We start from the raw sequence: 22,237 nt of genomic DNA, 5'->3' as shown, positions 1-22,237 counted from the left end.
TGCCAGTAGAGCCGGACGGGTAAGCCCGTCACAGCAGTCATGGAGAGGCCCGAACCTCTGGTGCACGACACCGGGGCTCGGACAAGCAAGGTGGTACCGCGTCAGCGCGCCGACCGGCGTCGACGTCCTTGCAGAGCACCGCAGCCGCACTGGCCGTACAGCAGGATGGATCCCATGACTGAGCAGTCTTCCTCGGGCCCGACCCCCTCCCAGCCCGTCTACCCGCGCGTGACCTCCCTCGATGAGCGCAGGGTCCCCTCCGCCGTCCGGTTCCCGCAGATCGAAGAGCGGGTCCTGAAGTACTGGGACGAGGACGGCACCTTCGCCGCCTCCATCGAGAACCGCCCCGAAGAGGACGAGTTCGTCTTCTACGACGGCCCGCCCTTCGCCAACGGGCTGCCGCACTACGGCCACCTGCTCACCGGCTACGTGAAGGACCTGGTCCCGCGCTACCAGACCATGCGCGGTAAGCGGGTGGAGCGCCGGTTCGGCTGGGACACCCACGGGCTGCCCGCCGAACTGTCGGCCATGAAGGAACTGGGCATGACCGATAAGGCCGAGATCGAGTCGCTGGGCATCGAGAACTTCAACCAGGCGTGCCGCAACAACGTGCTGAAGTACACCAAAGAGTGGGAAAGCTACGTCACCCGCCAGGCCCGCTGGGTGGACTTCGACAACGACTATAAGACGCTGAACGTCGAGTTCATGGAATCGGTGATCTGGGCCTTCAAGCAGCTGCATCAGAAGGGCCTGACCTACCAGGGGTTCCGCGTGCTGCCCTACTGCTGGAAGGACGAGACCCCGCTGTCCAACCACGAGCTGCGCATGGACGACGAGGTCTACAAGGAGCGCCAGGACCCCTCCGTCACCGTCACCTTCCCGGTCACCGGGGGAACAGGCCTGGGGGAGCAGCTGCGCGGGGTGAACCTGCTGGCCTGGACCACCACCCCCTGGACGCTGCCCACCAACTTCTCCATCGCGGTGGGCCCGGAGGTCGAATACGCTGTGGTCCAAGCACCCCAGGAGGGGCCGTTCCCCGGTCAGCACATGCTGGCCGCCGAGCTGGTGGGCGCCTACGCCAAGGATCTGGGATTCACCGACAACGACGACGCCACCGCCGCCCAGGCCGCCGACGCCGCCGTCGTCTCCCGCCACCGCGGCAGCGAGCTGGCCGGGCTGAAATACCAGCCGCTGTGGGACTACTACACCGACACTGACACCTGGGGCACCCAGAACGCCTGGCAGGTGGTGGCCGAGGACTACATCACCACCACCGACGGCACCGGGCTGGTCCACCAGGCCTCGGCCTACGGTGAGGAGGACCAGCAGTCCTCTGAGGAGCACGGCATCCCGGTGATCCTCTCCGTCGACGCCGCCGGCCAGTTTCTGCCCATGTTTGCCGAGCCCACCCCCAGCGGCGAGGCCCCGCTGGCCGATATCGCCGGAGTCCAAGTCTTTGCGGCCAACCGCCCGATCATCCGGAAGCTCAGCGCCGATGGCCGCCTGGTGCGCGAACAGTCCTACGTGCACTCCTACCCGCACTGCTGGCGCTGCCGCACCCCGCTGATCTACAAGGCGGTCACCAGCTGGTATGTGGCCGTCACCGAGATCAAAGACCGCATGCTGGCCCACAACGAGCAGATCAACTGGATCCCCTCCAACGTCAAGCACGGCCAGTTCGGCACATGGTTGGCCAACGCCCGGGACTGGTCCATCTCCCGCAACCGCTACTGGGGCAGTCCCATCCCGGTGTGGGTCTCCGATGACCCCGACTACCCGCGCACCGAGGTGTACGGGTCCCTGGAGGAGCTGAAGGAGGCCTTCGGCGAGTACCCGCGCAACGCCGAGGGCGAGCCGGACCTGCACCGGCCCTGGATCGATCAGCTGACCCGGCCCAACCCGGATGACCCGACCGGAAAGTCGACGATGGTGCGGGTCGAGGACGTCCTTGACGTCTGGTTCGACTCCGGGTCCATGCAGTTCGCCCAGGTGCACTACCCCTTTGAGAACGCCGAATGGTTCGAGTCCCACCACCCGGCCGATTTCATCGTCGAGTACATCGGTCAGACCCGCGGGTGGTTCTACACCATGCACATTCTGGCCGCCGCCCTGTTCGACCGCCCGGCCTTCACCAACGTGATCAGCCACGGCGTCGTGCTGGGCTCCGACGGCCAGAAGATGTCCAAATCGCTGCAGAACTACCCCAACGTCAACGAAGTCTTCGACCGCGACGGCTCCGATGCGATGCGCTGGTTCCTGATGAGCTCGCCGATTCTGCGCGGGGGCAACCTCATCGTCAACGAGGAGGGGATCCGCGAAGGCGTGCGCCAGGTGCTGCTGCCGATGTGGAACGCCTGGCACTTCTTCGCCCTCTACTCCAACACGGCCAAGGCCGGTGCGGGCTACCAGGCACAAGCGGTCACCCACGACGACGGGCGGCTGACTCCGCTGGACCACTACATCCTCGCCGCCACCGGCGACCTGGTCCGCGATGTCACCGATGCGTTGGACGAGTTCTCGGTGGCCAGCGCCTCCGATGCGCTGCGCCGCTACGCCGACACGCTGACCAACTGGTACATCCGCCGCTCACGGTCACGCTTCTACAGCGAGGACCTCACCGCCTACGACGTCCTCTACACCGCCCTGGAGACCTTCACCCGGGTGGCCGCCCCGCTGCTGCCGCTGATCAGCGAGGAGATCTGGCGCGGCCTCACCGGTGGGCGCAGCGTGCACCTGGCCGACTGGCCCGATCCGGGCGCCTATGTGAAGGATGAGCGCGCGGTGGAGCTGATGGAGCGCACCCGGGTGATCACCTCTGCCGCCTCCGCGCTGCGCAAGCAGGCCAAGCAGCGGGTGCGTCAGCCGTTGGCAGCGCTGACCGTGGTGGTCGACGACGCCGCCGCGCTGACCGGCACCTACCAGCAGATCATCGCCGATGAGCTCAATATCAAACGCATTGACCTGCGCGAGGCCTCCGAGACCAACGCCGACGCCTGGGGGATCGGCCGCCAATTGGTGGTCAACGCCCGTGCGGCCGGCCCGCGGCTGGGCAAGGACGTCCAGCACGCCATCAAAGGGGCCAAAACCGGTGATTGGAGCATCACCGAGGGGGCCGTCATCGCCGGTGGGCTGCAGCTGCACGAGGGGGAGTACACGCTGAGCACCACCGTCTCTGAAGAGCTGGGGGACAAAGCCGTCACCGTCCTGGACGACGGCGGCTTCCTGGTGCTGGACACGGCGCTCACCGACGAGCTGGTGGCCGAGGGCATCGCCCGCGATGTGATCCGCACCGTGCAGTCGGCCCGCAAGGACGCTGATCTCAACGTCTCCGAGCGGATCTCCACCACGCTGACCGCCTCGCCTGAGGTGACCGCCGCCGTGGAGGAGCACGCCGAACTGGTCAAGTCCGAGACGCTGACCCTGCAGCTGCACCTTCTGCAGGGTGATCACAACGAACAGACCCGCGCAAGCGTCAGCCCCGTGGAGGCAGCCGATGAGTGAGCAGCAGCCCGTTGACCAGTACTCGGTGGCCAGCATCTACGCCGAGATGCTCGCCCGCGCCCCGGAGAATGACATGCGCCCGCGCCTGGAGCCGATGCGCCTGGCCATGGACGTCCTGGGGGAGCCGCAGAAGTCGGCCAAAGTCATCCACGTGGCCGGCACCAACGGCAAGACCTCCACGGCGCGGATGATCGAAGCCGGGCTGCTGGCCCACGAGCTGCGGGTCGGCCGCTACAGCTCACCGCACCTGGGCAAGGTCACCGAGCGGATTGCCGTCGACGGGGCACCGGTGGCAGATGAGACCTTCGTGCGGATCTGGGATGAGATCCGTCCGCACATCAGCTTGATCGACCAGCAGCTGTCTGCGCGCGGGGAAGCGGCCCTGACTCTCTTCGAGCTGCTGACCGTGATGGCCTTTGCGGTGTTCGCCGACGAACCGGTCGACGTCATGGTCATTGAGACCGGACTCGGCGGCACCTGGGACGCGACCAACGTAGTTGAGGCCGATGTGCAGGTCATCACCCCGATCAGCCTGGACCACACCGACATGTTGGGCGACACCGAGGTGCAGATCGCCGAGGAGAAGGCCGGCATCATCAAACCCGGCGGGTTCATGGTCTCGGCCGCCCAGCTGCCCGACGTCGCCGATGTCCTGCTGGCTGCGGCCCGCGAGGCGCAGGTGGAGTTCCGGTTCGAAGGCGTGGAGTTCGGCGTGGAGACTCGGATGCCCGGCGTGGGGGGTCAGCAGCTGACCATTCAGGGTCTCGCCGGACGCTACCCGGACCTGCTGCTGCCGCTGCTGGGCGCCCACCAGGGGCAGAACTTCGCGCTGGCCGTCGCCGCGCTGGAGGCGTTCATCGGCGGCGGTGAGCAGGAGCTGGTGCTGGAGAACCTTCAGCTGGCCACTGAGCACATCACCTCGCCCGGCCGTCTGGAGACCCTGCGCAGCGGACCGGCGATCATCGCCGACGCCGCCCACAACCCGGCCGGCCTTGAGGCCAGCGCGCTGGCGGTGCAGGAAAGTTTCGGGCTGACCAAACTGGTGCTGGTGGTCGGGATCCTTCAGGAGAAGGACGCCCGAGCGATGCTGGAGACCCTCTACCAGCAGTACGGTGAGGTGGCCGAGGAGGTCTGCTTCACCCAGTCCACCTCTCCGCGGGCGGTACCGGCGCAGACTTTGGCCGAACTCGCCCTGGACGCAGGATTCGACGAGGACGCCATCCACACCACCGACCAGCTCGACGAGGCCATCGACTGGGCAGTGGCCCGCATCGATGAGGACGAGGCCACTGCCGACGGCGGCATTCTGATCACCGGGTCCATCACGTTGGCCGGTGAGGCACGGACCCTGCTGGGCGTGGAGGACACCGGCATCACCGGCGATATCGGCGGCAGCCGGTGATGGCCCCACGCCGTACCCGCGCCCAGCGTGAGTGGCGCCCAGGGCAGAGCCAGCCGCCGCGCTCGGTGAAGGCGCTCTTCGCCTCCACGGTGCTGTGCCTGGAGGGGGTCCTGCTGTTCTTCTTCGGGCTCGCCGCCTGGGGGCTGAACCAGAACGACTGGTACGCGTGGTGGCTCTTCGGCGGCCTCTGCGCCCTCGCCGGGGTCTGTGTCCTGGCCTGCGCCGTGCTGCACAGACCTTTCGGATACCCGCTGGGGTGGGTGCTGCAGGTGATGATGGTGCTCAGCTTTGTCACCGTCGCGCTGCTCTCCGAGTATGGGCTCGGGGTGCTGCTGGCACTGATCCCTGGTGTGGCCTTTACCGCCTGCTGGTGGTACGCGGTCACCAAGGGTGAAGTGCTCGACGCGGAAAAGATGGAAAGATATAGGGCGGAAGAAGAACTCGAGGCGCAGACCCGCCGGGCCGCCTCACAGAACGAGGACCCGGACAACAACTGAGGAGCAGACTTCATGAGCGAACGTACCCTGGTGCTGATCAAACCCGACGGCGTAGCGCGCGGACTCACCGGTGAGATCCTGCGCCGGGTGGAGGCCAAGGGCTACACCATCACCGCACTGAAGCAGGTCAGCGCATCTGAGGAGCAGCTGGCGGCCCACTATGCCGAGCATCAGGGCAAACCCTTCTACCAGCCGCTGGTGGACTTTATGCTCTCCGGGCCGACTGTCGCCGCCGTGGTCGAGGGCGACCGGGTCATCGAAGGGTTCCGCACCATGGCCGGCACTACCGAGCCCACGGTGGCAGCTCCTGGCACGATCCGCGGGGACCTGGGGCGCGACTGGGGCGAGAAGGTGCAGAAGAACCTGGTCCACGGATCAGACTCGGTGGAATCCGCCGAGTACGAGATCAGCATCTGGTTCGGCTGAGCCAGCCTCCGGTATGCCGGCCAGTGAATAGTCCCATGAGCCGTGTCGGCAGGAGGAGGGCTGCCAGCCTCTCCAGCGAACTGATACTGGAGGGATGGGTTCTGCCGTGGGCGGTGGGCGGTCAGCCTCGGTTGAGCAGCGTGCCGAACTCCTGTAGGGCCGGCTCGACGACGGCGTAGTAGGACCAGCGGCCGCGTTTGGTGCGGGTGAGCAGGCCAGCCTCAACAAGTATCTTCAGGTGATGGGACACTGTCGGCTGGGAAAGGCCCAGTGGTTCGGTGAGATGGCAGACGCATGCTTCGCCGTCGTCCTCATTCTCAATGATGGACAGCAGCCGGATGCGCGCCGGGTCGGCCACTGCTTTGAACACCTTCGCCAGGGGCTCAGCCTCGGCTTCTGTAAGGACCCGGGTAAAGGTGGGGGTGCAGCAGGCAGCCTCGGCGGGCGAGACAGCTGGGGAGCCTTCGGGTGCGGAAACGGTGGCAGTACTTCCCATGGTGGTGAGTCTACGTCATGCATTGACAAGTTTCGATGGATCAGTGAAAGTGGTGCACCACATCGATATTTTTCGATTCGACGCACTGAGAGATAGGACCACAATGACGCAGACAGATCGGGGCATGGTCTCCGACGACGAGCTTCCGGTGGTGGTGATTGGTGCCGGTCCTGTGGGGTTGGCCGCCGCCGCGCATCTGGTGGAAACCGGTTTAGATCCGCTGGTGCTTGAAGCCGGAGATATCCCGGCAGCGGCGATCACTGAGTGGGGCCATATCCGGTTGTTCTCGTCGTGGCGTCACAACGTTGATGCTGCGGCACAGAGACTGTTGCAAGCTCAAGGATGGAAAGAGCCAGATCCTGCTGGGCTGCCGACCGGGGCGGAGTTTGTGGCACACTATCTGGCTCCGTTGGCGGCGGTGCCGGAATTGGTGGGCAGGATCCGCACCGGGGAACAAGTCATCGGCATCAGTCGCGGCCAACGCGATAAGACACACGCGCAGGCCCGCAGTGAGGCTCCGTTCATTGTTCGGGTTCAGAGCGCCCAGGGGCTGGTCGACTACCGGGCCCGAGCAATTATCGATGCCTCCGGAACCTGGGGGCACCCCAATCCTGTGGGAGCTGCTGGCCTTCCGGCACTGGGCGAGGATGACCCGGAGGTAGCCAGCACTTTATTGGGCGGGTTGCCGGATGTCCTGAGTGAACGGCGCCGGGAGGTCACTGGAAAACACGTCCTGGTACTCGGCGGTGGCCATAGTGCGGTCAACACGCTGCTGAACCTTGTTGCCCTGCAGCGCGAGGCGCCAGAGACGACGATCACCTGGGCGATCCGTGGAGACAGTCCAGAAGCCACCTACGGCGGCGGCGATGCGGATGGTCTGCTTGAGCGTGGCGCTCTGGGTCAGCGGCTGCGGGAAGCAGTCGAGGCTGGTCGCATCACTCTGGTGCCCTCGGCGACCGTGCATTCGCTGGCGCTCACGGAGGCGGGTCAGGTAGCGGTCACCTTCGACGACGGTCGGCGTCTAAGTCCTGATTTCCTTGCTGCCGCCACCGGGTTCCGGCCAGACCTGGAGGTCTTCCGGGAGCTGCGAGTAGACCTGGACCCAGGTGTGGAGGCCCCCTCACGGCTGGCTCCCCTGATTGACCCGCAGTTCCACTCCTGCGGCACCGTGGAAGCCCACGGGGCTGAAACGCTTGCACACCCGGAAGAGGGCTTCTTTATCGCGGGCATGAAATCCTACGGCCGAGCACCGACGTTTCTGCTGGCCACCGGCTATGAGCAGGTCCGCTCAATCGCCGCCCACCTCGCAGGCCAGGACGCCACGGTCCGACCGTTGAACCTTCCGGAGACGGGGGTCTGCTCAGCAGCGGAACCTGCGCAGACCCAGGCTCCTGACGACGCCGGTGCAGGCGGCGGGTGCTGCAGTGCTGAGAGTCAGCCGGTGACGCTCGGTGTGCCCACCGGGCTGGTGCACGGACGCGGCGGCGCCTGAGGCCTGTGTGGCAGATAGCACGGTGAAATCCCCGGAGACAGAACGTCCGCTGCTGCGGACCGTGCTGACCGGGCTGTGCATCACCCAGATCGCCGCCTGGGGCGTGCTGTACTACGCCTTTCCCGTACTTTCGGCAGAGATCACAGCAGATACCGGCTGGTCGACCTCGGCGATCACCGCCGGTTTCTCCGCAGCCCTGGTGGTTTCTGCGCTGGTCGGGATCCCGGTGGGGAAGATCCTCGATGTCCGCGGACCCCGGATGGTGATGACCGCCGGCTCCTGCCTGGCGGCGCTCGGACTGCTGATCCTGTCCTGGGCGCCGTCGCTGCCTGTGTTTGTGGTGGGTTGGCTAGTGGTCGGTGTCGCGATGGCCGGTACGCTATACCCTCCGGCCTTCGCGGCGGTGACCCGGTGGTATGGGGCCCGCAGGGTGTTCGCGCTGACAATGGTCACTTTGGTAGGTGGGCTGGCCAGCACCGTCTTCGCGCCGCTGACCCAGGCATTGACCGGCTACATGGACTGGCGCGGGGTCTATACCGTACTGGCGGTAATGCTGGCAGTGGTGACGATACCGGTGCACGCGGTGGTGCTCAGGCGCACCTGGCCAGCTGCGCACAACACCGAGGACCCCCAGGGGGATGCGGACTACTCCAACCGGATCCTGCGCAGCGGTGCCTACATCTGCATGGTGCTCGGCTTAGGCTTAGGCTCCCTGGCCGCCTTCGCCGGCCTGATCAATCTGGTCCCCATGCTCATAGAACGAGGGGTCTCTCCCACCACGGCCGCCTGGGTGCTCGGGGTTGGCGGCATCGGGCAAGTGCTGGGGCGGCTCTTCTACGCACGATTGGCGCGCGGGACCACAGTCCGGGCGCGCACGGTCATGATCTTCGGGCTGTTAGCCGTCACCACTGCTGCGCTGGCCGTCGACCTCACCCACGGGCTGCTGCTGATGGGCATTTCGATGCTGGCTGGGACCAGTCGCGGGATCTCCACCCTGCTGCAGGCCACCGCTGTCACCGACCGCTGGGGGCCCCGGGCCTACGGCAGACTCTCTGGAGTCATGAGCGCTCCCATCATGCTGGCCGTCGCCGTGTCCCCGTGGCTGGGAGCCGTCACCGCCGAGCAGCTCAACAGCTTCGAAGCCATGTATCTGATCCTTGCTGGCATCGGTGTCCTGGCCGCGGCGCTGCTGGGTTTCAGCATCCCGCGCACGAGGTCGCCGGACTCATCGGGTGAGTAGCAGCGGGTCTGCTGGAGGTGGAGATAGCCTCAGCCCAGGTCGAGGAAGTTGCGCAGCTCTGCGAAGGCTTCGCGCACTACTGAGTAGTGGGCCCACCGGCCGCGCTGCTCACGGACCAGCAGCCCCACCTCAACGAGCTTCTTCAAGTGATGGCTGATGGTGGGCTGGCTGATGTCCAGCACCTCCACCAGGTCGCAGGCGCAGACGGCGTCACAGCCCTGGGCCGCAACGTGGGAGAGCACCCGAAGCCGGGTCGGATCAGCGAGGGCCTTCAGGGTCCCCGCGATCCGCTCGGCGTCGTGGGGCTGAAGTGGCCCGCTCAGCAACGAGCAGCACTTCTGCGGTGCCTCAGTCGAGACCTTGATGGCTTCTGGTGCAGCAGTCATAGGACAACCATACATTGACGCGTATCAATCAGTCGGGGTACTGTCACTCTGTCCAATAGATGATCATCTATACGAAGGGTTCCGCGAATGAGCACCACCGGCACCAATCCTGCGCTGACCGGGGCGCCGGTGCGCCGGCAGATGTCCTTTGTGGACCGGTGGCTGGCGGTATGGATCCTGCTGGCAATGGGAGCAGGCCTGCTGCTGGGCCGGTTCATACCCGGCCTGAATACGGTGTTGGATTCCTTAAGCATCGGCGGGATCTCGGTGCCGATCGCAGTGGGTCTGCTGGTGATGATGTACCCGGTGCTGGCCAAGGTCCGCTACGACGAGACCCGCCGGGTCACCGGAGACCGGCGGCTGATCGTGCTTTCCCTGGTGCTGAACTGGGTTGCCGGCCCCGCCTTCATGTTCGTCCTGGCCTGGATCTTCTTACCCGATCTTCCGGAGTTCCGCACCGGGCTGATCATTGTGGGACTGGCCCGCTGCATCGCCATGGTGTTCATCTGGAACGACTTAGCCTGCGGAGACCGAGAGGCCGCCGCCGTGCTGGTGGCCATCAACTCGGTATTCCAGCTCTTCGCCTACGCCCTGCTGGGCTGGTTCTACCTCCAGGCCCTGCCCTCCTGGCTGGGATTGCAGACCACCTCAGCAGAATTTTCCATCACCGCGATCGTGGTCTCGGTGCTGGTCTTCCTCGGCATCCCGCTGTTGGCCGGATTCCTCACCCGCACCCTCGGGGAGAAGACCAAGGGGCGCGCCTGGTATGAGGAGACATTCTTGCCGAAGGTCGGGCCGTGGGCCCTCTACGGGCTGCTGTTCACCATCGTGCTGCTCTTCGCCATGCAGGGCGAGGCCATCACCTCCAACCCACTGGACGTCGCACGCATCGCAGTGCCGCTGCTGCTCTACTTCGTGCTGATGTTCGGCTTCAGCCTGCTGGTTTCTAAGACAGTGGGACTGAATTATGCCAAGTCCACCTCAGTGGCGTTCACCGCCTCCGGCAACAACTTCGAACTGGCCATCGCAGTCGCCATCGGCACCTTCGGGGTGACCTCCGGCCAAGCACTGGCCGGAGTGGTCGGCCCGCTGATCGAAGTCCCCGTGCTCATCGGCCTGGTCTACGTGGCACTGTGGGCTGGACGCCGACTCTTCCCCGGGGACCCGACCGTTCCCGCCCGCCGGGCATCGGCACCGACTGCTGCCGCCACCACCTCCGAGACCACGACAGGAGCCCACTCATGACCGCCTCAGCCACCCCCAGCGTGCTGTTCGTCTGCGTGAAGAACGGCGGAAAATCACAGATGGCCGCAGCCCTGATGCGCCGCCGCGCCGATGAAGCTGGCGCAGACGTTGAGGTCCACTCCGCCGGCACCCGCCCCGGCAGCACGGTGAACCAGCTCTCCGCCGAGGTCATCGCAGAAGCCGGCGCCGACATGTCAGCAGAGGTGCCTAAGCCGATCGATGCTGACCTGCTACGACGGGTCGATCGGGTCATCGTGCTCGGTGATGAAGCCCGAGTAGAACCGGTTGCGGACATGAGAGCCACCATCGAGACCTGGCACACCGAGGAACCCTCACACCGCGGCATCGAAGGTGCCGAACGGATGCGTCTGGTCCGCGACGACATCAACAACCGGGTCCGGGACCTGCTCGCTGAGCTCACAGACGGGCCAGGCAGCCGCGGCCCCCGCTGACAGTGGGCATGGGGCTAGCGGGCCTGGACGTCGAGGCGGAAACAACCGAGCACGAGATCAGCATCTGGTTCGGCTGAGCCGCAGAGCACAGCATAAGCCTGCTAGCATTGCTAGCAGAAGGTGGTGGTGATGGCAGCGATTAGCGTACGCGGCCTCAGCGAGGATATTTCCGCTCGACTGAAAGTGCGAGCCGCCCGCCACGGGCGGTCGATGGAGGCTGAGGTTCGCGTGATACTCACAGAAACTCTGACCGACGAGGAGCATGACCGGCCCAACCTTGCGCAGGCCGTCCGGACGCGCTTCGCCGGCATCGGTGCAGACGAGTTGGAGATTCCTGTCCGGCGAGACCGCCCCCGTGCCGCAGACTTGCCGGAGTAGTCGTGATCATCATCGACACCAACATCATCTCCGAGATGATGCGGGAAGAGCCGAACCCACAGGTGCTGGCGTGGACCCAGAGGGCGGGCCGGCTGCACACCACAGTGATAACTCTCACTGAGATTGACTACGGCATCGCTCGGCTTCCGGAAGGTCGCCGGAAAGATCGTCTGTCGGCAACTGCGGCCGATGTGTTCGCGGACTTTGATGACGTGATCCTTCCCTTGGATGCGCGGGCTGCACGTCGCTATGCCGACATCGTTGTCCGCCGGGAGCGGGTGGGCACCCCGATCACCATGGCAGATGCGCAGATTGCTGCTATCTGTGCGGCCCAAGAAGCGACGCTGGCAACTCGTAATACAGAGGATTTCGAAGCCACAGGCCTCACCCTCTTCAACCCATGGACCGGATGACCTGACCGCCTCGTGAGCTCACAGACGGGGCAGGGAAGCGCGACCGCCTCTGATGCCAGGTGTGACGCTACCGCGCCTGGCTGGCCTCGGTGGGGCGGGTGCCTTCGGTGAATTCGATGTGGACCGGGGAGAGCTTCAGCAGGGTGCGGTCGTAGACGATCTGGGCTGAGCGCACACGGTCGTTGGCCTTGTGGTCGGTGTACTCCTCGTACTGGGCGCAGACCCATTCGGGGTCACCGTCGGCCAGCAGCCGGCCCTGTTCGACCCAGATCACCCGGGTGCACATCTGTTTGATGGTGCCCAGGGAGTGGGAGACCAAGAAGACGCAGCCGGCCTGGGCGCGCACCTCATCCAGGCGCTTCTTGGTGCGGGCTCTGAACTGGGCGTCGCCGGTGTTCAGGGCCTCATCGATGAGCAGAATGTCGGGGTCCACTGCGGTGGCGATGGCGAACTGCAGCCGGGAGGCCATTCCGGATGAGTAGGCTCGCAGCGGCATATCCAGGGCGTCCTGCAGTCCGGAGATCTCCACGATCATGTCGAACCGGTCATCGGCTTCCTTCGGGGTCAGGCCCATGGCCAGGCAGCCGAGTTTGATGTTCTCCCGCCCGGAGATCGTGCGCACCAGTGCCGCGTTGACACCCAGCATGACCGGGGTGGAGGTCGCATAGACGTCGCCGGAGGTCGGGCGGATCTTGCCGGTCAGCAGCTTCATCAGTGTGGACTTGCCGGAGCCGTTGGTGCCGATGACTCCGACCGTCTCACCGCGCCGGACGACGAAGCTGACTTCCTCCACCGCAGGGATCTCCGCCCATCCGGATCCCAGGACGCGTTGGATTCTGCGGCCGACGCGGTTCTGGGTTTTCAGATGCTCACTGGAGGATCGGACCCGGTAGGTTTTGGAGGCGCCGTCGACCGCTACGGCGATCTTCTTCGGGTCGATGGTCTCCACCACGGGGGCGCTGTGGGTCAGCGGCTGATCGTCCCAGGGGATCTCTTCGATCTCGTCGAAGCCGAATCCATCGTCAAGGATCTCCGGGTCGACGTCGAGCCCTTCGGCGGTCTTGGTGCCGTTGGAGGCTAACCAATTGGCCCGTCGCGGGGTGTAGTTGGGGGTGTAGCTGGGTGTCGGTACGCTCATCAGTGTCCGCTCACCGCTCCCTTCCGTAGGTCTCTTCGCCCTCCCAGAAGATGATGAAGCCGATGATGGTGCCGACGACGGCCCAGGCGGCCAGCACGATCCAGCGGTAGGGGTCGGCGAAGTCGTTGTAGAGCCAGGCGTGGCGGATGATGTCCAGTACGCAGAAGGCCGGGTTGTGGTACATCAGCCACATGATCCACTCGTGGCCCTTATCGGCGAAGCGGTCGACGCTGAAGATCACCGCGGAGGTGTAGAACCAGATGCGGGTGCCGATGCTGATCAGGTTCTTCACGTCGTTGTAGGCGTTGACCAGTCGGGCGAAGACGAGACTGAGCGCCACCATGACCAGCAGTGCTAAGAAGATGGCGGGGAAGAACAGCAGCCAGTGCCAGCTGAGCGTGATCGGTTCGCGGACCATGTCCCCGATCTGCATATCGCCTAAGAAGTAGACCAGGACCGCCATCACCACGAAGGTCGGCACTGTAGCGAAGAGCTCGCGCACCGTGGAGGAGATAGGCAGGATCGCCCGCGGGAAGTTGAACGCCTGGACGACCTTCTGGTTGCTGGCGATGGAATTAGCTCCGCCGGTCACCGCGCCTTGGATGAAGCGGAAAGTGAAGACTCCGATGATCAGGTACCCGATGAAGTTGGTGACCCCGCGGTGGGTCTCCAGGATGTAGCCGAAGATCGTGAGGTACACCATCGCCTGCAGGATGGGGTTGATGACCATCCAGACCCGGCCCAGGGCATCCATGGAGTTCTGCGAGGAGGCTCGGGAGTGGGAATCGTAGATCAGAAAGTGGCGGAAGTCCCAAATTTCGCGCAGATACCGCGTGAGCCGTGGGCGGGCGCCCACACGGGCTAGGTTGGTGCCGTCCATCTGAACGACCCGCTGAGCTCCGACGGTGAAGCTGGGCGTAGTGCGCTCGGTGGCAGGTGCAGCCATGATTCCTTCCCTATCAGCCGATCGTGCCGGGCCATGAGCCCCGGCAGAGCGGCGCCCAGTCTATCAGCGCAGGTTCAGCCAGCGATGCTCCCACGCTTAGGTCATTCGTCCTCGGGGCTCACTGCGCTCAGCGCTGAGCCGGAGTAGACGGGCCTCTCCCAGTGCTCGGCGCGCAGCCGCAGCTGATGGGTCAGCGGCCTGGCCACAATGCGCCGGAGCCCGAACGCAGGGTAGCCGTGCATCAGCAGACTGGCCCAGGAGTCGGCGTCCAGAGCCAGCGCGCCCTCGGCACTGTCCAGGGAGGGGGTGAGCACATCGATGCCGGCCGCACCCAGTCCCGGAATGGCCACAGCAGCGTCATTGGCCAGGCTGCGCAGATCGGAGCTGACCCGGGCGGTGACGTCGTAGGGCAGTCCCCCGGCAAGCATGCTGACGTTCTCTTTGAGGATGTGCAGGGCACCGGCAGCCGGCACATCGGTGAGCGCCAGTCCACTGGCGGCCACCAGCTGATCGGTGATGCGCGGCCGGTTACGGCTGAGGAACACATTGCGCTGCTGATGGGCGAAGGACTGCTCCAGCAGCTGCTGGAGGGTGGATTCTCCGTCGCCGGTCACGAACAGCGGCACTCGGAGCGTGACGGCCCGGGTTTGGCCGCCGACCACGAAGAACCGCAGACACAGCGCATCCTGAAACGGCTCCAGCAGCACCCCGTCTCCCATGCCGGGAACCCGGTTGGCCTCCACGGCGACTTTCCACGCTGCATCAAACCCAGCTGCGGTGACCCCGAAGGTGACACCGGCGCCATGCCGGCCGCTGTCTGGTTTCATCACCACCGGGGCAGGAGCCGAGCGGACGAAGTCGCGGGCGGCGTCGACGTCGTCGCCGTAGAAGCGGGATGCCTCAGCGGTGGGCACACCGGCGGCTGCCCAGTACTGGCGGGTCAGTGATTTGGAGGAGCACGCCTCGGCAGCCTGATCGCTGACCAGGGTGGTTTCCCGCCCATACCTGCCGCCGACGACCCTGCCGTTGTGCAGAAAAGCGGCGCTGAACCTGTCGGTCTGGGTGACCTGGATGGTCTGCCGGGCCAAGGCGCGGTTCATGATGCGATTGTGTACGTCCATCACGGGATACCGGTTCAGCGCGTCCCACTGCGGCAGCACCTGCTCAGTGATGAACCGGCCGATGGGACGCTGCGCGTCCGGCACAGTGGTCGTCTCGGGCATGACCTACAGCCTAATATGTGCGGGGCCCGCTCAGGGACAGGCGCAACCTGTGCTCCGGGATGAAGCGGACAATGAGCGCTAGAGTGGCCGGTGATGAGCCGCATAAGTGACCTCCGACGCCGGGCGGGCCGAATCTACCGCCGGGCCACCGGCAGCGACGTCGACGCGCTGCACGCTGAGCTGAGCGAACTCGCCGGTGAGGTCAGCGCACTGAGCGCCAAAGTCCAGCAGCTGGACCCCGACCCGCTGGAGCAGACCGACGTGGCGATCCTCTCCGACTTGAGGCTGCCCGGGGGCACCACCGCATCCATCGCGGAGGAGGTTCGCGCCCAGTCGGCGGCAGGGATGAGCTCCGCACTGATCCACGCCCAGAGTCAGACCACCAAGACCATGGTCGGCTTCAGCAGCCACATCCAGAAGGTCATGACCCTCGACGACGTCCACATCGTCTCCGCACGGGCCCGGCTGCACACCTCGCTGCTGGTGATCCGCCACCCAAGAGTCATCGAAACCGCCGCCGCGCAGTTCACCGGCATCACCGCTGAGCGGGTGGTGATCGTGGCCAACCACCCCGCCGTCGACGCCGCAGGAACCTGGCACTACCACGTGCAGCAGACTGACGACCGAGTGCGCGAGCTGTTCGGTGTGGACCCGGTGTGGGCGCCGATCAGCCCGGTGGTGCGCCAGAGTCTCGCCGCCCAGCAGACAGCTGTGCGCGTGGCAGAACAGGACTGGGTGAACATCTTCGGCACCGTGCCCGAGCTTGCGGCCCGCAGCGGATTCGTCGCCGAGGTGCCGGTGCTGGGCCGGCACTCGCGCCCGCAGCGGGAGAAGTGGCCAGACACTGCCGAGGACCTGCTGGCCGCCTACCCGGACACCGGGCAGCGGCGGGTGGAGATCCTCGGCGGGGCAGAGATCCCCGAGCAGATCCTGGGCAGACTGCCGGAGGCCTGGCATGTGCAGCCTTTCGGCGCGGAGGACCCGCAGCGGTTCCTAGCTCGGGTGGACTTCTGGGTCTATATGCACCACCCGCAGTGGCGCGAGGCATTCGGACGGGCGATCATCGAGGCGCTCGCGGCGGGCTGCGTGGTGGTGCTGCCACCCTATCTGCGCGACATCTTCGCAGACGCTGCGGTCTACACCGAGCCCGCTGGAGTCCAAACCACCGTCACCGAGTTTTGGCAGTCCCGGCAGATGTTTCTGGAACAGTCCCGCCGCGCCCAGCAGTTCGCCGCTCAGTTCGGCCCGGGCACGCATCTGTTGCGACTGAAGGACTATGGAGTGAGCGATGATTGAGCGCACCGACGAACCCACAGCGGTCTGCGGTGCCTTCGGTGACCTGACCGAGGAGCACCGCCGCCGGGCAGCCGATATGGCCCAACGGGCACAGACCGAAGGCGTGGACCTCAGCGTGCAGCATCAGCAGGCGGGGATCATGGTGTTCGGCAGTTCCGCGCTGCAGATCGTCCAGCTGGCTGACGGCACCCTGGCCGCAGCCTGGAACGCCGCAGGCGCCGCGGACACAGCGGACTCCTGGACCGAGACGGCCCGCACTGCTGATGCCTGCGGGTTCCGGATCCTCGACGGCACCGGGGTGGTGCACGGCAGCGTCTCTGGCGCGCAGGTCATCTACGTCCACGCCGCTGAGGGCGCGGTCTTCTTCTCCACCCGACTGCGCTGGCTGGCCGACACCGCCGAACGGCTCACCCCCGACTGGCAGTCCTGGGCGGAGATCATCGCCTTCGGCGCCCCGCTGGAGGGCCGCACCACGTTCACCGACTACCACCGGCTGATGCCCATGGAGCACATCCAGCTGGATGAGACCGGAACCGCACAGCTGCGCTGCGCCCACTGGCCCTGGGAGGACTACACGCCGCAGACTCCGGCCAACCTGGAGGACGTCACCCACGAGACGGTGGAACAGATGGCGGCCACGATGCGCCCCTACCTGGAACCGGCAGGGGTCGCCAACCCGATGCTCTCCGGGGGCCGGGACTCCCGGATGCTGACCGCCCTAGCGCTGCGCGAGGCCCAGCAGCCGGAGCAGGTGACCGCGTGGACGACCAGCTCTGATGCCGGATCCGCCCTGGAGGAACTGATCGGTGCCCGGGTGGCGCAGCGGCTGGGGGTGCGCCAGCAGATCATCGTGGGCGGCTACGCCGACTTCGGCCAGGACTTCAGGCGCTACGTGGACGCCGTGGACTACCAAGCCTCCTTCCACTTCTGGCTGACCCCGGTGGCGCAGCGGCTGCGGCAGCAGTCCGGCCCAGTCTTCGACGGACTCGGCGGAGGCGTGTTCTTCGGCGGGGGCTTCGCTGACCCGCCCGACGCCGATTCGATGTCGGCTGCCGAGCTGGTGGAGGCACGCATCGCAGCCCGCACCCGCTACCTGAGCGCCGGACCCAAAGTGCTGAGCGAACCTGGTGCTCAGGCGGTGAGCACACGCAGCCGGGGGCGAGCTGTGCCGCTGGTGGAGAAGTACTTCGATCACCCCAACGGTCACACCCTGGCCGCCTACCGGATGCGTTCAGTGCCGGGAATCGCCCAGGCGCCGGCAAAAGTCTTAGGCGGGGCCCGGCCCACCGTGATGCCGATGATCGGTGACCATGTGGTGCGCCTGGCCCTTCAGCTGCCGCACCGGGTCAAGGCCGACGGCGCCTGGTACCCGGACCTGTTGGCCGCCTCAGATCTGCGGCTGCGCGGCATGGCCACCGCCGACGACCTGGTGGGCACCCACCACCACAAGCGGCGCATCGCCAGCCGAGAAGGTGCCGGCTACCTGGCCCGGCTCATCCGGGGGTCCGCGGTGCGGGATCTGCTCTCTAAGACGCTGGCGCAGGCCGACCCAGAGGAACCCCACGGGCTGGTGGTCTGGCAGCGGCTGCTGAACTCCCAGCGGCCCCAGCACCTGATCCGCGGACTGGCCGTACTGGCGCTGTGGCTGGAGGACTACGGTTCGCAGCTGACGGAAACCGACCCCCGAAGGATCCTCGATGCCTGATAAGCCGCTGGAGACCACATGGGTCGGAACCACGCTGCTGCCCACCCTGCGCCGGGGCCGGCGCTTCAGCCGCAGAATGCTGCGCGCAGCACGCAGCCGGATCCTGCCGCGCACCGGTGTGTTGAGCGAAGGGATGTTGGGCGAGGGTGTGTTGGGCGAGCTGCCATTCTCGCTGCCTGCTGCGGCACCACTGAGATCTGAGGCCGCCGCGGCTGAGGTCCGCCGCCTCGACGTCGTCGTGCTCACCGTCCCGGAAGCCTCCGAGCAGATTCCGCCTGAGTACCTGGAGCCGCTGATCCTGGCCGAGCAGCACAGTGTGCCGACCGTGCTGGTGGTGACCGCGGCTGCGCAGGTGCAGCACCCGCTGGCAGCGGTGGTCACCCACCTGGTCACCGCCGATCCGCAGGTGGTGGCGGCGGTGGAGGACTTCGCCGGAGCTGAGCGCACGGCGCTGCTGGACGCTCAGGGGTCGGCGGGTCACCGGGCCGCGGTCCTGCGGCGGCTCACCCGGGTTCACACGCCGGTGGCCAGGCGGTAGGGCGCGCACTGCGCCGCAACGGTGAACCGGGGTCAGAGGGAGCGGGTGAGGATTGCGTTCTTGACTTCGGAAATGGCCTTGGTGACCTGAATGCCGCGGGGGCAGGCGTCGGTGCAGTTGAAGGTGGTGCGGCAGCGCCACACCCCCTCCTTGTCGTTGAGCACCTCCAGTCGCATGTCTCCGGCGTCGTCGCGGGAGTCGAAGATGAAGCGGTGGGCGTTGACGATCGCTGCTGGGCCGAAGTACTGGCCGTCGGTCCAGAAGACAGGGCAGGCGCTGGTGCAGGCGGCACACAGGATGCACTTGGTGGTGTCATCGAAGCGCTCGCGCTCCTCCGGTGACTGTTGCCGCTCAGCGCTGGGCTCCGGGGAGTTGTTGATGAAGAAGGGCATGATCTCCCGGTAGGACTGGAAGAATGGCTCCATGTCTACGATCAGGTCCTTCTCGATCGGCAGGCCCTTGATCGCCTCCACGGTGATGGGCTTGGAGGTGTCCAAGTCTTTCACCAGAGTCTTGCAGGCCAACCGGTTGAAGCCGTTGATGCGCATCGCGTCGGAGCCGCAGATGCCGTGGGCGCAGGAGCGGCGGAAGGTCAGGGAACCGTCCGTGTACCACTTGACCTGGTGCAGCGCATCCAGCACACGGTCGGTGCCGTCCATGGTCAGCGTCCACTCGTCCCACCAGGTCTCCTCAGCACGCTCGGGGTCATAGCGGCGGACCTTCAGGGTGATCTCAAAGCTCTCAGCAGCTGCGCCGCCGTCACCGGTTTCGGCCAGGTCGATCTTGGAAGGGGGCTCTTGCTCAACTGTGGGAGTGCTCATCAGTACTTACGCTCCATCGGCTCGTAGCGGGTGAATACCACCGATTTGGTGTTGAGTCGGTGCTCTAGGTCTGCGGCGGCAGCTGGGCCACCACTTCGTGGTCTTTTGGTATCGGACCTGTTTGCGCGGCCCCGCCGGGGGAGCCGAGATCGTCGAAGAACTCCACGTTCGCCCGGTAATACTCAGACCATTTCTCCGGGAGATCATCTTCGTAGTAGATGGCTTCCACGGGGCATACCGGTTCACAGGCACCGCAGTCGATGCATTCATCCGGGTGAATGTAGAGGCTGCGCTCACCCTCGTAGATGCAGTCGACCGGGCACTCGTCGACGCACGCCAGATCTTTGACATCAACACAGGGCAGGGCGATCACGTAGGTCATCAGCACTCCTTTACGCGCACATTAGATCTCAGTGGCATAGATGCACCATCCCCGGTATCAGGTTGTGCAAGGCGCTCGCACCCAGCCCACATCGCGACCTTCGGATGCTGACCACGATAGCAGTATTTATACAAGTAGCAATGGGATAAAAGTGCCAGTCAGTCTTTGTGCGGCTGGGGGACGACCATCACCGGGCCCTCAGCGCGGAGCAGCAGCCCTCGGGAGACCGAACCCAGCATGGCGCTTTTGAATCCGCCGTTGCCACGGGTGCCGACTACAGTCAGCTGCGCTGTTCGAGATTTCTCGCGCAGCACCGCGACCGGATCACCGGACTCCACAGTTGTCGCTACCTCTACCTCGGGGAAGTGCCCCTTGACCCAGTGGGATTCGTCATTGAGGGTTTCCTGCAGTTCTGCCCGGCGCTGTTCGGTCCGCTCAGTCATCTGGTCGGTCAGCTCCGGATACCAGGTCAATGCACCCTCCAGCGGGGGCAGCACCATGAGAACCTGCAGCTGGACCTCGCGCTCCACGGCCGCCCGCGCCGCCTCCAGGACAGCTGTGCGGCTATTCGCGGAGCCGTCAACACCGACGACGACCGGCACAGAGCGCTCCACCGGGGCGAACCGAGCTGCGCCTTCGCCCTCGTCGTAATTGCCCGGAACAATGACAGTGGGGCAGTTGGCGTGTGCTGGCAGAGCCGAGGCCACCGAGCCCAGCAGCAGCCCCAAGAAGCCGCCGAGGCCGCGGCCACCGACCACCAATAGCTGCGCATCCTGAGACTTCTCCACCAGGATGCCGGCGGCGTCGCCCTCTTCAGCGACGTAGGAGACCTCGCCGGGATAGTCCTTCAGCAGCTCACGGGCCTGGTCCAGTCTCTCTTTGGTGGCCTGCTCCTTCAGCTGCTCATCGGGTACGCGCGGAACACTCGCCAGGTGGGCGTAGACCCCTGGCGGCACCGTGAATGAGGTGAGCACAGTCAGGACACAGCCGCGGCGTTGGGCGGATCGTGCAGCATAGTGCAGGGCCAGCTTTGCGTAGGGGGATCCGTCGAACCCCACCACGACCCCCAGCTTCCGGTCGGCCGAGATGAAATCCGTTGCGCCTCTGGCGGTGGCAGCGTCCTTGTCCATGGAAGGCCCTCTCTCGGGGGCGCTGGAGCGAAGACGGTAGCGGCAGCCCCCCGTGATAAACCGCCCCGGCATGACTGAGTCTAGTCGATGGCTCGACCTATACTGTGATACATAGCACTGCTAGTCTGCATGTAAAGGGCGACGACGAGGTCCTCTAACGGGACGAGGAGGGGTATTCATGGCCGCGCAGAGCGTTGGAAGCACCAATTCCCTGGGAGTTCTGGTCGGTTTCGACGGTTCCGAGCACGCCGTTCGCGCATTGCATTGGAGCGCCATCGAAGCGCTCGCCCGCGGGGTGCCGCTGACTGTCGTGAGCGCCTTCACCGTGCCCCGTCTGATCGCCGGCGATGTCCCTTACGACTCTGATGAGTCGCTGGCCCGCCGCGTGGCTGAGGAAGTGGTGGAGAAGGCCCGTGAACAGCTGAAGGACTATCCCGGCGATGTGAGTTTCCACATTGATGACGGTGACGCCGCAGGGGTGTTGGTCGCCCGATCCCGCGAGGCTGAGATCGCCGTCGTCGGTGCCCGTGGGCGCGGTGGGTTCGTCGGTCGGATGCTCGGCTCGGTCTCTTCGGCGCTGCCAGCCCACGCCAATTGCCCCACCGTGGTTGTGGATCAGTACTACGAGCCGCCTCAGGGCGAGGGTCAAGCCCGATACACGCGCGTGGATCAGCGTCCCGTCGTCGTGGGAATAGACCAGTCCAAGGGCTCCAGACTGGCAGCCCTGCGCGCGGCCGAAGTGGCCGCCGCCCTACAGGTGGAGCTGCGTGTTGTCATGGCAATCGCACCCATAGAGGGATCATTGATCTGGTACCCAGAACTGGGGCCGCGGGAGGAGGAGGGAGAACGACGCCGGCGTCAGCTGGAAGACCAACTTGAAGACGACGTGCAGTGGCTCTCCAAGCACTTCAGCACCCTGACAATCACCCCCGCACTCTATGACGGCCCCTCAGGGGAGGTCTTAGGGGAAGAGACTGACCGCTCCCAGCTGACCGTTGTAGGAACTCGCGGTCGAGGTGGAGTTGCGCGTGCACTGCTGGGCTCGACGTCCTCTGATGTCATCATGCACGCTGCGGGTCCGGTGATGGTTGTGCCGGCCGGCGAAGATCCCCGCCTCGAAGAGTAGGACG

The 22,237-nt window shown here is 65.7% G+C and carries 22 protein-coding genes; 14 read left to right on the top strand and 8 right to left on the bottom strand.

The window, feature by feature from the left end; genetic code table 11:
- Positions 1 to 174 precede the first annotated feature (174 nt).
- From ileS to ndk, 4 genes are read left to right on the top strand one after another with little or no spacing between them, the layout of a single operon-like run.
- Positions 175 to 3,501, top strand: coding sequence for an isoleucine--tRNA ligase (gene ileS, locus FHX47_RS04280; protein ID WP_183357600.1), 3,327 nt, complete (start codon positions 175 to 177; stop codon positions 3,499 to 3,501).
- Positions 3,494 to 4,903, top strand: a complete 1,410-nt coding sequence (locus tag FHX47_RS04275) for a bifunctional folylpolyglutamate synthase/dihydrofolate synthase (protein ID WP_183357599.1) — start codon at positions 3,494 to 3,496, stop codon at positions 4,901 to 4,903. Before ileS ends, FHX47_RS04275 begins: the two co-directional genes overlap by 8 nt.
- Positions 4,903 to 5,400, top strand: coding sequence for a DUF4233 domain-containing protein (locus FHX47_RS04270; protein WP_183357598.1), 498 nt, complete (start codon positions 4,903 to 4,905; stop codon positions 5,398 to 5,400). Before FHX47_RS04275 ends, FHX47_RS04270 begins: the two co-directional genes overlap by 1 nt.
- A gap of 12 nt (positions 5,401 to 5,412) precedes the next feature.
- Complete coding sequence (gene ndk, locus FHX47_RS04265; RefSeq protein ID WP_183357597.1) at positions 5,413 to 5,826, top strand: nucleoside-diphosphate kinase; 414 nt, start codon at positions 5,413 to 5,415, stop codon at positions 5,824 to 5,826.
- A 121-nt stretch (positions 5,827 to 5,947) separates the two neighbouring features.
- Here ndk and FHX47_RS04260 read toward each other — a convergent pair whose 3' ends face one another.
- Positions 5,948 to 6,322 (bottom strand): ArsR/SmtB family transcription factor, encoded by a 375-nt coding sequence (locus FHX47_RS04260; protein WP_183357596.1) that lies wholly within the window; start codon positions 6,320 to 6,322, stop codon positions 5,948 to 5,950.
- 103 nt (positions 6,323 to 6,425) lie between these two features.
- Here FHX47_RS04260 and FHX47_RS04255 point away from each other — a divergent pair, with 103 nt between their 5' ends.
- Both FHX47_RS04255 and FHX47_RS04250 read left to right on the top strand, forming a co-directional pair.
- Positions 6,426 to 7,814 carry an FAD-dependent oxidoreductase gene (locus FHX47_RS04255; RefSeq protein ID WP_246327910.1) on the top strand — a complete coding sequence of 463 codons (1,389 nt, stop codon included), beginning with the start codon at positions 6,426 to 6,428 and terminating at the stop codon, positions 7,812 to 7,814.
- A 7-nt stretch (positions 7,815 to 7,821) separates the two neighbouring features.
- Positions 7,822 to 9,054, top strand: a complete 1,233-nt coding sequence (locus FHX47_RS04250; RefSeq protein WP_221205980.1) for an MFS transporter — start codon at positions 7,822 to 7,824, stop codon at positions 9,052 to 9,054.
- 29 nt (positions 9,055 to 9,083) lie between these two features.
- Here the strand turns inward: FHX47_RS04250 and FHX47_RS04245 are convergent, their stop codons facing one another.
- Complete coding sequence (locus tag FHX47_RS04245; RefSeq protein ID WP_221205979.1) at positions 9,084 to 9,440, bottom strand: ArsR/SmtB family transcription factor; 357 nt, start codon at positions 9,438 to 9,440, stop codon at positions 9,084 to 9,086.
- Between the two features lie 87 nt (positions 9,441 to 9,527).
- Here FHX47_RS04245 and arsB point away from each other — a divergent pair, with 87 nt between their 5' ends.
- The 4 genes from arsB (at position 9,528) to FHX47_RS04225 (ending at position 11,928) form a co-directional block, all read left to right on the top strand.
- Entirely contained in the window at positions 9,528 to 10,685 is a 1,158-nt protein-coding gene (gene arsB, locus FHX47_RS04240; protein ID WP_183357594.1) for an ACR3 family arsenite efflux transporter, read from the top strand.
- Positions 10,682 to 11,137: an arsenate-mycothiol transferase ArsC gene (locus tag FHX47_RS04235; RefSeq protein WP_183357593.1), complete on the top strand. Its 456-nt coding sequence runs from the start codon at positions 10,682 to 10,684 to the stop codon at positions 11,135 to 11,137. Before arsB ends, FHX47_RS04235 begins: the two co-directional genes overlap by 4 nt.
- Positions 11,138 to 11,266: 129 nt before the next feature.
- Complete coding sequence (locus tag FHX47_RS11110; RefSeq protein ID WP_183357592.1) at positions 11,267 to 11,515, top strand: FitA-like ribbon-helix-helix domain-containing protein; 249 nt, start codon at positions 11,267 to 11,269, stop codon at positions 11,513 to 11,515.
- Between the two features lie 2 nt (positions 11,516 to 11,517).
- Positions 11,518 to 11,928: a PIN domain-containing protein gene (locus tag FHX47_RS04225; protein WP_183357591.1), complete on the top strand. Its 411-nt coding sequence runs from the start codon at positions 11,518 to 11,520 to the stop codon at positions 11,926 to 11,928.
- Between the two features lie 67 nt (positions 11,929 to 11,995).
- Here the strand turns inward: FHX47_RS04225 and FHX47_RS04220 are convergent, their stop codons facing one another.
- From FHX47_RS04220 to FHX47_RS04210, 3 genes are all read right to left on the bottom strand, one after another.
- A complete protein-coding gene (locus FHX47_RS04220) occupies positions 11,996 to 13,066 on the bottom strand; it encodes an ABC transporter ATP-binding protein (RefSeq protein WP_183357590.1) in 1,071 nt (356 codons plus the stop codon).
- 10 nt (positions 13,067 to 13,076) lie between these two features.
- Positions 13,077 to 14,012, bottom strand: a complete 936-nt coding sequence (locus FHX47_RS04215) for an ABC transporter permease (protein WP_183357589.1) — start codon at positions 14,010 to 14,012, stop codon at positions 13,077 to 13,079.
- A 101-nt stretch (positions 14,013 to 14,113) separates the two neighbouring features.
- Positions 14,114 to 15,235, bottom strand: a complete 1,122-nt coding sequence (locus FHX47_RS04210) for a hypothetical protein (protein WP_183357588.1) — start codon at positions 15,233 to 15,235, stop codon at positions 14,114 to 14,116.
- A 93-nt stretch (positions 15,236 to 15,328) separates the two neighbouring features.
- Here FHX47_RS04210 and FHX47_RS04205 point away from each other — a divergent pair, with 93 nt between their 5' ends.
- From FHX47_RS04205 to FHX47_RS04195, 3 genes are read left to right on the top strand one after another with little or no spacing between them, the layout of a single operon-like run.
- The gene (locus FHX47_RS04205) at positions 15,329 to 16,531 is read left to right on the top strand and encodes a glycosyltransferase (protein ID WP_183357587.1); all 1,203 of its coding nucleotides are present in this window, start codon (positions 15,329 to 15,331) and stop codon (positions 16,529 to 16,531) included.
- Entirely contained in the window at positions 16,524 to 18,236 is a 1,713-nt protein-coding gene (locus tag FHX47_RS04200) for an asparagine synthase-related protein (protein WP_183357586.1), read from the top strand. Before FHX47_RS04205 ends, FHX47_RS04200 begins: the two co-directional genes overlap by 8 nt.
- Positions 18,229 to 18,774 (top strand): hypothetical protein, encoded by a 546-nt coding sequence (locus tag FHX47_RS04195; protein ID WP_183357585.1) that lies wholly within the window; start codon positions 18,229 to 18,231, stop codon positions 18,772 to 18,774. Before FHX47_RS04200 ends, FHX47_RS04195 begins: the two co-directional genes overlap by 8 nt.
- Before the next feature lie 32 nt (positions 18,775 to 18,806).
- Here FHX47_RS04195 and FHX47_RS04190 read toward each other — a convergent pair whose 3' ends face one another.
- The 3 genes from FHX47_RS04190 to FHX47_RS04180 all read right to left on the bottom strand — a co-directional run bounded on the left by FHX47_RS04190 (position 18,807) and on the right by FHX47_RS04180 (position 21,107).
- A complete protein-coding gene (locus FHX47_RS04190; RefSeq protein ID WP_183357584.1) occupies positions 18,807 to 19,595 on the bottom strand; it encodes a succinate dehydrogenase iron-sulfur subunit in 789 nt (262 codons plus the stop codon).
- A 64-nt stretch (positions 19,596 to 19,659) separates the two neighbouring features.
- On the bottom strand, positions 19,660 to 19,977 hold the full coding sequence (gene fdxA / locus FHX47_RS04185; RefSeq protein WP_183357583.1) for a ferredoxin: 318 nt from the start codon (positions 19,975 to 19,977) through the stop codon (positions 19,660 to 19,662).
- A 158-nt stretch (positions 19,978 to 20,135) separates the two neighbouring features.
- Positions 20,136 to 21,107: a universal stress protein gene (locus tag FHX47_RS04180; RefSeq protein WP_183357582.1), complete on the bottom strand. Its 972-nt coding sequence runs from the start codon at positions 21,105 to 21,107 to the stop codon at positions 20,136 to 20,138.
- Between the two features lie 178 nt (positions 21,108 to 21,285).
- On the opposite strand from FHX47_RS04180, the gene FHX47_RS04175 reads away from it, so the two are divergent.
- Positions 21,286 to 22,233: a universal stress protein gene (locus tag FHX47_RS04175; protein WP_183357581.1), complete on the top strand. Its 948-nt coding sequence runs from the start codon at positions 21,286 to 21,288 to the stop codon at positions 22,231 to 22,233.
- Positions 22,234 to 22,237 lie beyond the last annotated feature (4 nt).

The organism is Garicola koreensis, assembly GCF_014195445.1.
GTDB classification, from domain to species: domain Bacteria; phylum Actinomycetota; class Actinomycetes; order Actinomycetales; family Micrococcaceae; genus Nesterenkonia; species Nesterenkonia koreensis.
Note: the sequence above shows the minus strand (reverse complement) of the source record. Positions and strands in the feature narration are given on the sequence as shown.